This window comes from Kitasatospora sp. NPDC127121, assembly GCF_042677305.1.
In the GTDB taxonomy this organism is placed as follows: domain Bacteria; phylum Actinomycetota; class Actinomycetes; order Streptomycetales; family Streptomycetaceae; genus Kitasatospora.
This window is the reverse complement of record NZ_JBHXTQ010000055.1, coordinates 45811-55402: the sequence shown is the minus strand read 5'-3', so window position 1 is coordinate 55402 and position 9592 is coordinate 45811. Positions and strand designations below refer to the sequence as shown.

Annotated in this window: 8 protein-coding genes; 5 read left to right on the top strand and 3 right to left on the bottom strand. The window is 71.9% G+C overall.

The window, feature by feature from the left end; genetic code table 11:
- Positions 1–108 precede the first annotated feature (108 nt).
- Together ACFVHI_RS24990 and ACFVHI_RS24985 are read right to left on the bottom strand one after the other, a co-directional pair.
- The gene (locus ACFVHI_RS24990; RefSeq protein WP_380342846.1) at positions 109–696 is read right to left on the bottom strand and encodes an NUDIX hydrolase; all 588 of its coding nucleotides are present in this window, start codon (positions 694–696) and stop codon (positions 109–111) included.
- A complete protein-coding gene (locus ACFVHI_RS24985; protein ID WP_063351153.1) occupies positions 693–2258 on the bottom strand; it encodes a zinc-dependent metalloprotease in 1566 nt (521 codons plus the stop codon). The genes ACFVHI_RS24990 and ACFVHI_RS24985 overlap by 4 nt, the downstream gene beginning before the upstream one ends.
- A 200-nt stretch (positions 2259–2458) precedes the next feature.
- Here ACFVHI_RS24985 and ACFVHI_RS24980 point away from each other — a divergent pair, with 200 nt between their 5' ends.
- The 4 genes from ACFVHI_RS24980 to ACFVHI_RS24965 all read left to right on the top strand — a co-directional run bounded on the left by ACFVHI_RS24980 (position 2459) and on the right by ACFVHI_RS24965 (position 5771).
- Positions 2459–3607 (top strand): NAD-dependent epimerase/dehydratase family protein, encoded by a 1149-nt coding sequence (locus ACFVHI_RS24980; RefSeq protein ID WP_380342844.1) that lies wholly within the window; start codon positions 2459–2461, stop codon positions 3605–3607.
- A 109-nt stretch (positions 3608–3716) separates the two neighbouring features.
- The gene (locus ACFVHI_RS24975; protein ID WP_363377185.1) at positions 3717–4157 is read left to right on the top strand and encodes a molybdenum cofactor biosynthesis protein MoaE; all 441 of its coding nucleotides are present in this window, start codon (positions 3717–3719) and stop codon (positions 4155–4157) included.
- 264 nt (positions 4158–4421) lie between these two features.
- A complete protein-coding gene (locus tag ACFVHI_RS24970; protein ID WP_063347895.1) occupies positions 4422–4613 on the top strand; it encodes a hypothetical protein in 192 nt (63 codons plus the stop codon).
- A 42-nt stretch (positions 4614–4655) separates the two neighbouring features.
- The gene (locus ACFVHI_RS24965) at positions 4656–5771 is read left to right on the top strand and encodes a PDZ domain-containing protein (RefSeq protein WP_063347894.1); all 1116 of its coding nucleotides are present in this window, start codon (positions 4656–4658) and stop codon (positions 5769–5771) included.
- An 80-nt stretch (positions 5772–5851) separates the two neighbouring features.
- Here the strand turns inward: ACFVHI_RS24965 and ACFVHI_RS24960 are convergent, their stop codons facing one another.
- Positions 5852–6433 (bottom strand): PPA1309 family protein, encoded by a 582-nt coding sequence (locus ACFVHI_RS24960; protein ID WP_380342840.1) that lies wholly within the window; start codon positions 6431–6433, stop codon positions 5852–5854.
- 199 nt (positions 6434–6632) lie between these two features.
- Here ACFVHI_RS24960 and ACFVHI_RS24955 point away from each other — a divergent pair, with 199 nt between their 5' ends.
- Positions 6633–9584, top strand: a complete 2952-nt coding sequence (locus ACFVHI_RS24955) for a UPF0182 family protein (RefSeq protein WP_380342838.1) — start codon at positions 6633–6635, stop codon at positions 9582–9584.
- The last annotated feature ends 8 nt before the right edge of the window (positions 9585–9592 follow it).

Sequence of the window (9592 nt, the reverse complement as noted above, 5' to 3'; positions counted from 1 at the left end):
GGGGGGGTGTCCGGGGGGGTGGTTTTACACCCCCCCTTACCCGCCGGGGGCAACAAATCGGGGGGGGGCGGGCCCTTCGCGCCCCCCCCCCCCTCTTCGGGTTTCACCTCAGCTGGTCAGCCGGCGGGCCCGTGCCACCAGGTCCCGCACCGAGTGGTCGGTCAGCTCCGGCAGCCGGTCGTAGTCGAACCAGCGCAGGTCCAGCGACTCCTCGCTGATCAGCGCCTGCGCACCGGCCGGGGCCACCGCGATGTACTGGACGTCCAGGTGGGTGTTCTCCGGCCGGTCCTTGCCGGTGCAGCGGACCAGGTGCCGGTCCAGCTTGGCCGGCACCGGGACGCCGTCCACCTCCAGCAGGGCCAGGTCGGGGATGCCGGACTCCTCGACGGCCTCCCGCAGCGCCGCCGACGCGAGGTCCCGGTCGTCGGGCTCGCAGTGCCCGCCCATCTGCAGCCAGATGCCGACCTTGGGGTGCAGGGTGAGCAGCACCCGCCCGGCCGCCGGGTCGACGACCGCCGCGCTCGCGGTGATGTGCGCGGGCAGGCAGGACCGGTACAGGCCCTCGGGCTGCTCGGCCAGGTGCGCCAGGTAGTCGAGCCGCAGCCGGTCCTGCTCCTCGTCGGCGGGGCGCCACCCGGTCAGGGTGTGCACGGCGTCCGCGTGCAGGGACGTCGCCCCGGTTTCGGTGGCCGTCATGCGGTGGGCTCGCCCTTTCCGTCGGTGCCGTCGCCGTCTTGCTTCGGCTCGTCGCTCTTCGCCGGCCCGTCGTTCTTGGTGAGGTCCGGCTTGGCGGCGGTGCCGCCCGCGGCGGCCTCGCCGAGCAGCTTGTCGATCGCGTCGAAGTCGAGGCCGCCCTCCAGGTCGCCGGTGCCCCGGTGCACGAAGGCGTCCGGGTCGTCCAGGTCGGCGGCGGTGGGCAGCATGTCCGGGTGCTGCCAGAGCGCGTCGCGGCCCTCGATGCCGCGCGCGTCGGCGAGCAGCGCCCACAGCCGGGCGGCGTCGCGCAGCCGGCGCGGGCGCAGCTCCAGGCCGACCAGGGTGGCGAAGGTCTGCTCGGCGGGCCCGCCGGCGGCGCGGCGGCGGCGGACGGTCTCGCGCAGCGCGCCGGCCTGCGGCAGGTGCGGTTCGGCGGCGGCGTGCACGACCGCGTCGACCCAGCCTTCGAGCAGCGCGAGCGCGGTCTCCAGGCGGGCGAGCGCGGCCTTCTGCTCGGGGGTGTCCTCGGGCTGGAGCAGCCCGCCGGCCAGCGCCTCCTGGAGCGCCTCCGGGTTGTTCGGGTCGAGCTGGCCGACGAGCTCCTCCATCCGGGAGGTGTCGACCTTGATGCCGCGGGCGTAGGCCTCGACGGCGCCGAGCAGGTGGGCCCGCAGCCACGGCACGTGGGCGAAGAGCCGCTGGTGGGCGGCCTCGCGCAGGGCGAGGTAGAGCCGGACTTCGTCGGCGGGCACGTTCAGGCCCTCGCCGAACTCGGCGACGTTCTGCGGCAGCAGTGCGGCCTTGCCGGCCGGGGCGAGCGGCAGGCCGACGTCGGCGGAGCCGACCACCTCGCCGGCGAGGGCGCCGAGCGCCTGGCCGATCTGGGTGCCGAACATGGCGCCGCCCATGGAGCGCATCATGCCCATCAGCGGGCCGGCCATGGCCTGCATCTCCTCGGGCAGGACGCCGCCCATGGCGTTGCCGACCCGCTCGGCGACCGGGTCGACGAGGTCCTTCCAGACCGGGAGGGTGGCCTCGATCCACTCGGCGCGGCTCCAGGCGACGGCGGAGGCGGCGCCGGAGGGGAACTCGGTGACGCCGTCGAGCCACAGGTCGGCGAGCCGGACGGCCTCGGCGACGGCGGAGTGCTCGGCGGCGCTGACCGAGCGGTCCTTGCTCTTGCCCTCGGCGGGTTCGGCGACGACGCTCTGGCGGGCGATGTTCTTGGCGAGGTCCCAGTTCACCGGGCCGCCCTCGAACGAGAGCATCTGCCCGAGCTGCTGGAACGCGCTGCCGAGGTCGTTGGGGTTGAGGCCGCCGAACATCGCGGCGAACGGGTTTTCGGCCCCGCCGGGGCCGCCCGGGGCTCCGCCGCCGGGCATGCCGGGCATGCCGAACAGGGCGCCGAACGGGTTGCCGGCGCCGAAGCCGAACGGCTGCGCGCCGCTCTGGTCGGAGCCTGCGGGGCCCTGGTCCTTCTTCTGCTGCTCGTTGTCGGGCTTGGCCTTGCCGTCCTCGGGCTCCTCGGGCGGAACGCCGAATCCGAAGGGAAGGTCGCTCACGGGGTCCTCGATCCGGTCGGCCGTCATACGGGTGTGGCGGGAAGTGCTGCCCGCCCGGGGCACCAGCGGAGTGGGGGACTCGTGGGCGGCTCCAGTGCGGCAGGCCCGCGCCGGGTGCACCGCCGGGCCTTCGCCTCGGGCAGGATGGACGTACGTGACACACGTCCGTACGCACATAAGCTAACCGTGGAGGATGGTCGGTGAGTTCCCCGCCTTCGGACGTTCGCTCTGGGCTGACCGGAGACGAGGACGCCCCGGACATCACGGCGTCGCCGCCTCCAGCCTACGGCGGACGGCCGCTGACCGTGGCCGTCACCGGTGCCGCCGGCGTGATCGGCGAGCGGGTCGCGGCCCGTCTGGTCGCTTCGCCGCACGTGCGCAGGGTGCTGGCGGTGGACGACCGGCGCGGTGAGGTGTCGGGTGTGCAGTGGCGGGTGCTGGACGTGCGGGACCCCGCGGTGGCCGAGCGGTTGTCCGGGGTGGACGTGGTGGTGCACCTGGCGATGGACTTCGGCATGGAGTCGGATCCGCGCGCCCGCAGCGCCTACAACGTGCGCGGCGCGCAGACCGTGCTGACGGCGGCCGCGGCCGCCGGGGTGCACCGGGTGGTGCTCTGCACCTCCGCGATGGTCTACGGCGCGCTGGCCGACAACGAGGTGCCGCTGGCCGAGGACTCCGAGCTGCGGGCGACCGAGGAGGCCTCGCTGGTCGGGGACCTGCTGGAGATCGAGCGCCTGGCCCGCCGGGCGCCGCGCGCCCACCCGGGGCTGCAGGTGACGGTGCTGCGTCCGGCGGTGGTGGTCGGTCCCGGCGTGGACACCGTGCTGACCCGGCACTTCGAGGCGCCGCGGCTGCTGGTGGTGGCCGGTTCCCGCCCGTGCTGGCAGTTCTGCCACGTGGACGACCTGGCGGCGGCGCTGGAGTACGCGGCGCTGGGCCTGGTGGAGGGCGAGGTGACGGTCGGCTGCGACGGCTGGCTGGAGCAGGAGGACGTGGAGCGGCTGTCGGGGATCCGGCGGATGGAGCTGCCGGCCTCGCTGGCGCTGGGCACCGCGGCCCGGCTGCACCGGCTGGGCCTGACCCCGGCCCCGGCGGGGGACCTGGCCTACACGATGTACCCGTGGGTGGTGTCCGGCAGCCGGTTGCACGAGGCGGGCTGGCGTCCGGAGCACAGCAACGAGCAGGTGCTGGCCGAGCTGCTGGGCCAGGTCGCCGGGAAGCACGCGGTGGCCGGGCGCCGGCTGGGCGGCAAGGAGGCCGCGACCAGCCTGGGGGCGGCCGGGGCGACGGTGGCGCTGGTCGGTACGGCCGCGCTGGTGCGCCGGGCCCGCAAGCGGCGCCGCTTCTGAGGCCGGTGGCCCCGAGGGCTGGAGCAGGTTTTCTCACGATGCGGAATCCCGCCATCGTGATGCGGAACCCGCTTGCCTCAAACCACCCGGGATGGGGAATCATGGGGGCATGCCCGAGAACCAGGACCCCATCCGCCTGCTCGCCGTCCGCGACACCCCGCTCTCGCTGGACGAGGTGTACGAGGCGGTCGGCGACGACGCGGCCGGCGGGACGACCGTCTTCGTCGGGACGGTCCGCGACCACGACGGCGGCAAGTCGGTCACCGCGCTGGAATACAGCTGCCACCCCACCGCCGAGCAGGAGATGCGCCGGATCGCCGAGAAGGTCGTCGCCGACTTCCCGGTGCGGGCGCTGGCCGCGGTGCACCGGGTCGGCCGGCTGGAGATCACCGACAAGGCGGTGATCGTCGCCGTGTCCTGCGCCCACCGGGGCGAGGCCTTCGCGGCCGCCCGGCGGCTGATCGACGACCTCAAGCACGAGGTGCCGATCTGGAAGCACCAGGTCTTCGCCGACGGCGAGGAGGAGTGGGTCGGCGCCGGCAGCTGCTGACCCGGGCGCCCCCTGTGGGCCGGACCGGATCGGACCGGACGGGACCGGACGGGGTCGATTGGCTGCGGAGAGTCGCCATATGTGCACGGAATGCGACGAGCATGCCGGGCGGGCCGGGCTCTCACTCGAACGGGTCCGGGTCAGTGGGCCGAATACTCCCTGGCAGTGAGCCGATCGGCCGTCCCGTAACCCGGACGGCGCCGCCCGCGTTGTCCGCCGGAGTGGTTAATCTGCTCATAGACACGACGAGCTGGGAGTACTGATATGGGTGCGCTCGCCTGGTTGATCATTCCGGTCATCGCCGTCCTGCTCGCCGCCTTGTGGGCGGGCTGGGCCCAACGCGCCCCGAGGGCCACGGGGGACCCGGCCTCGCTCGCCGAGCACCGGCGCTTCATGGCCGCGATGGAACGCACCACCGCCGGGAGCACCGCCTCCGAGGACGGTTCCGGCCGGTAGCCCGGGGGGCGTCCGCTCATCCGCGTCCCGTACTGTCGAGGCATGCCACGCCGCTCCGCGACGATGCTCGCTGCCACCCTGCTGCTCATAGCGCTGCTCTGCGTCTCGGTGCTGATGAAGGTGCCGTACACGGAGATGAGCCCGGGGCCGACGTACAACACGCTCGGCAACCAGGGGGGCAAGTCGGTGATCACCATCACCGGGCGCGACTCGTACCCGACCACCGGGCACCTCAACATGACCACCGTCCAGGTCACCGGGGCCAAGTACGAGCCCAGCCTGGTCAACGCGGTGGTCGGGTGGCTTCGCGACGACGTGATGGTCGTGCCGCACGACAACGTCTACCCGAAGGGGCAGACGGACGCCGACGCCAAGAAGCAGAACGCCGAGGAGTTCGCCTCCTCCGAGGACAGTGCCCGCACCGCCGCGCTCAACCAGCTGGGCATCCCGGTCGGCACCGAGCTGATCATCAAATCGGTCACGGCGGGGGCCCCGGCGGAGGGCCGGCTGCACGCGGGCGACCAGATCGTGGCCGTCGACGGCACGCCGGTCAGCACGGTCGAGCAGGTGGTGGCCGCGGTCACCAAGCACAAGCCGGGCGAGTCGGCGGTCTTCACCGTCGTCCCGCGGGTCAAGGACGCGACCGGCAACGGCGGCGCCAACCCGGGGGACCGGACCGACGTCACCGTCCCCACCGTGCGGGCCAAGGACCTCGACCCGAAGGCCCCGGCCGAGCGGGCGGAACTCGCGGTGGTCGGCATCGGCACCACGATCCGGCACACCTACCCGTTCCAGATCGACATCGGCCTCCAGGACGTCGGCGGGCCGAGCGCCGGGCTGATGTTCTCGCTCGGCATCATCGACAAGCTCACCCCCGGCGGCGACCTCACCGGCGGCCGGTTCGTGGCGGGCACCGGCACCATCGACGACGACGGCAAGGTCGGCCCGATCGGCGGGATATCGATGAAGCTGATCGCCGCCAGGGACGCCGGCGCCGAGTACTTCTTCACCCCGTCCTCGAACTGCGCCGAGGCGACCAAGAACGTCCCGTCCGGACTGAACCTGATCAAGACGGACACGCTGGACGGCGCGCTGAAGTCGCTGGAGCAGATCCGCTCCGGGCAGACCTCCGCGCTGCCGTCCTGCGCCGTGAAGTAGTGCCGTGAACTAATGCCGCGGCGTAGTGCCGTGGCGTAGTGCCGTGAACGTGGAGTGGTGCGGCCGGGGCGGCCGGGGGGCTACGAGAAGGTCGCCAGCAGCGCCGCGGTCAGGCCGGGCACCAGGTCCGGGCCGGTCAGCACCTCGCGGGCGACGTCCTTGGAGCGCAGCCGCAGCGCGATCTCCTTCTTGCCGTTGCGCAGCACGGCGGCGGTGATCCGCACCTCCTCGCGCTTGGGGTGGTTGGCCACCCACTCGGCGAGCTGGGCGTCGCTGGCGTTGCGCGGGCGGGTCTGCTCGGAGCCCGGCGGCAGCATCAGGCGCTCGACGACCAGGGCGCAGCCGACCACCGCGTCGGGCCAGGCGATGGTGCCGAGGAACTTGTCCAGCTCCATGCCGGCCGGCAGCTCGTCCTGCTCGACCGGGGTGAGGCCGGACGTGTCGTCGTCGCCGAGGCCGAGCTGGGCGGCGATCTTCGGGTCGGCCTTGCGCAGGGCGGTGCTGTCCACCAGGGCGAACAGCCGGGCCGGGAGGTCCCAGCCGAGCGTGGCGGCGTACTCGTCGATCTCCAGCGCGGCCCGGGTGAGCGGGGTGGCGGCGGGGAGCTTGGAGACGTCGTCGGGGGAGCCGGGGGAGTTGAGTGCATTGGACGCGTCGGACATGCCTCAATCCTCACACGCCGGGCGGGGGCCCGGGCGCCGGGCGCCGCGAGTGGGCCGGGGAACGGCCGGGACGGGGAACGTCGTCGTAACCGTCTGCTAACGGTGGGAACTCGGCCAAAGCCTGGTTAAGTTTCCCTGAAGACCGACTGACTCCAGTGACTCCAGACGACACAGCTGAGGTGCCACCGTGGTATTCCAGATGCCGGAACGCTCAGGGCCGGGTTTCCGGCGCAGGGTAGGGCCGCCCTCCCGGCGGGCGCGGGTGGCCCTGCTGACCCTGGGCGTGCTCGCGGTGCTGTTCCTGCTGTTCGTCATGTTCGCCGGGTTCTGGACGGACTGGCTGTGGTTCAGGTCCGTCCGTTACTCCTCGGTGTTCACCACGCAGCTGTGGACGAAGATCGGCTTGTTCGCGGTGTTCGGCCTGCTGATGGCGGTGATCGTCGGCTTCAACGTCTGGCTGGCGCACCGGCTGCGGCCGCCGCTGTCGGCGATGTCGGTCGAGCAGCAGAGCCTGGACCGCTACCGCTCGGGCCTGGCGCCGTTCAAGCGCTGGGCGCTGATCGGCGTCTCGCTGGTGATCGGCCTGGTGGCGGGCGCCGCGGCGTCCGGCCAGTGGCGGACCTGGCTGATGTGGACGAACGCGACGCCCTTCGGCGAGAAGGACGCCCAGTTCGGCATGGACGTCTCGTTCTACGCCTTCGACCTGCCGTTCTACGAGTTCGTGCTGGGCTTCGCGTTCAGCGCGGTGATCGTCTCGCTGCTGACCTCGGCGCTGGTGCACTACCTGTACGGGGGGCTGCGGCTGCAGGGCCCGGGCCGTCGGGCGAGCGCGGGCGCGCAGGGGCACCTGGCGGTGCTGCTGGGCGTGTTCGTGCTGCTGAAGGCGGTGGCGTACTGGCTGGACCGGTACGCGCTGGCGGTGAAGACCGGCTCCTACAAGGGGGTCTCCGGCTGGACGGGCCTGCGCTACGTGGACGCCAACGCGTTCCTGCCGGCCAAGACGATCCTGTTCTTCGTGGCGATCATCTGCGCGCTGCTGTTCTTCCTGACCCCGGTGCGCCGCACCTGGGCGCCGGCCCTGATCGGGCTGGGGCTGATGGTGCTGTCGGCGGTGCTGATCGGCGGGCTGTACCCGGCGATCGTGCAGCAGTTCCAGGTCAAGCCGAACGAGCAGGCCAAGGAAACGCCGTACATCCAGAAGAACATCGACGCGACGCGGCAGGCGTACGGGATCGCGGACGCGCAGACCACCCAGTACAGCCCGCAGGGGTCGACGACGGCCGAGGCGCTCAAGCCGGACGCGCAGACCATCTCCGACATCCGGCTGCTGGACCCGAACGTCGTCTCGCCGACCTTCCAGTCGATCGAGCAGCAGCGCAACTACTACGCCTTCCCGAACACCCTGGACGTGGACCGCTACGGCTCCGGCACGGACAAGCAGGACACCGTGATCGGTCTGCGCGAGCTGGACCTCAACGGCGTGCAGCGCAACTGGATCAACGACCACTTCAAGTACACCCACGGCTACGGCGCGGTCGTCGCCAAGGGCAACCAGGTCAGCGACAAGGGCGAGCCGGTGTTCACCGAGTCCGGCTTGCCGGCCACCGGTGCGCTGGGCGACTACCAGCAGCGGATCTACTACGGCGAGAAGACGACGTCGTACTCGATCGTCGGCGGCTCGAACAAGGAGATCGACTACACCACCAAGACCGGCGAGAACAAGGAGTACACCTACACCGGCAACAGCGGTGTCTCGCTGGACAACCCGATCACCCGGGCCGCGTACGCGGTGCGCTTCGCCGAGCCGCAGATCCTGTACGCGGGGGCGATCACCGACGGCGCGAAGGTGATCTACAACCGGACGCCGAAGGAGCGGGTGGAGAAGGTCGCCCCGTGGCTGTCGATCGACGCCGACGCGTACCCGGTGGTGCAGGACGGCCGGGTGGTCTGGGTGCTGGACGGCTACACCACCTCGGACGGCTACCCGTTCTCGTCGAAGACGACGCTGGGCACCGCGACCAAGGACTCGCTGACCAACCAGCGCGGTGAGCTGCTGACCGTCGCCAACCAGGTCAACTACATCCGCAACTCGGTCAAGGCCACGGTGGACGCCTACACCGGCGAGGTGAAGCTCTACCAGTGGGACGAGCAGGACCCGGTGCTGAAGACCTGGATGAAGGCGTTCCCCGGCACCGTCGAGCCGAAGGCGGACATCCCGGGCACGCTGCTGCCGCACCTGCGCTACCCGCAGGACATGTTCAAGGTGCAGCGCGACCTGCTCGGCCAGTACCACGTGACCGACGCCAACTCCTTCTTCAACGGCAGCGACATCTGGCAGATCCCGGTCGACCCGACCAGCGACACCAAGCAGGTCCAGCCGCCGTACTACGTGACGGTGCGGATGCCGGACCCGCAGGTCACCTCGGCGAGCTTCTCGCTGACCACGACCTTCGTGCCCAACGGCCGCCCGAACCTGGCCGCGTTCATGGCCGTCAACGCCGATCCGGGGCCGGACTACGGGAAGATCCGCATCCTGAAGATCTCGGGGGACAACAGCGCCCCCGGCCCGGGCCTGGTGCAGTCGACGTTCAACTCCCGGCAGGAGGTGGCCTCGCAGATCTTCGCGCTGAAGAGCGGCGGTGACACCGAGCTGGAGTACGGCAACCTGCTGACCCTGCCGGTCGGCGGCGGGCTGCTCAACGTCGAGCCGGTGTACGTGCGCGGACGCGGCGCCAAGTACCCGACGCTGCAGAAGGTGCTGGCGGTGTACGGGAACGACAACGTGGCGTTCGAGAACACCCTGGAGGACGCGCTGAAGAAGGTGTTCGCCGGGGCGGCCCCGGGGACCACGCCGACCGCGCCGTCCACGCCGAACAACCCGGGGACGCCGACCAGTCCGGGGACGGCGGCGCCGGGCGGGACGATCTCGCCGGAGCTGCAGAAGGCGCTCGGGGACGCGGAGAAGGCGTACAACGACAGCCAGTCCGCGTTCAAGAACGGCGACTGGGTGGCCTACGGCAACGCCCAGAAGGCGCTGGGCGACGCGCTGAAGGCGGCCGAGGCGGCCCGCGGCGGGAGCCCGGTGCAGGCCCCGACGCCGGGCGCGACCCCGGGCGCGACGCCGTCCGGATCGCCGTCCGGACAGCCGTAGCCGTAGTC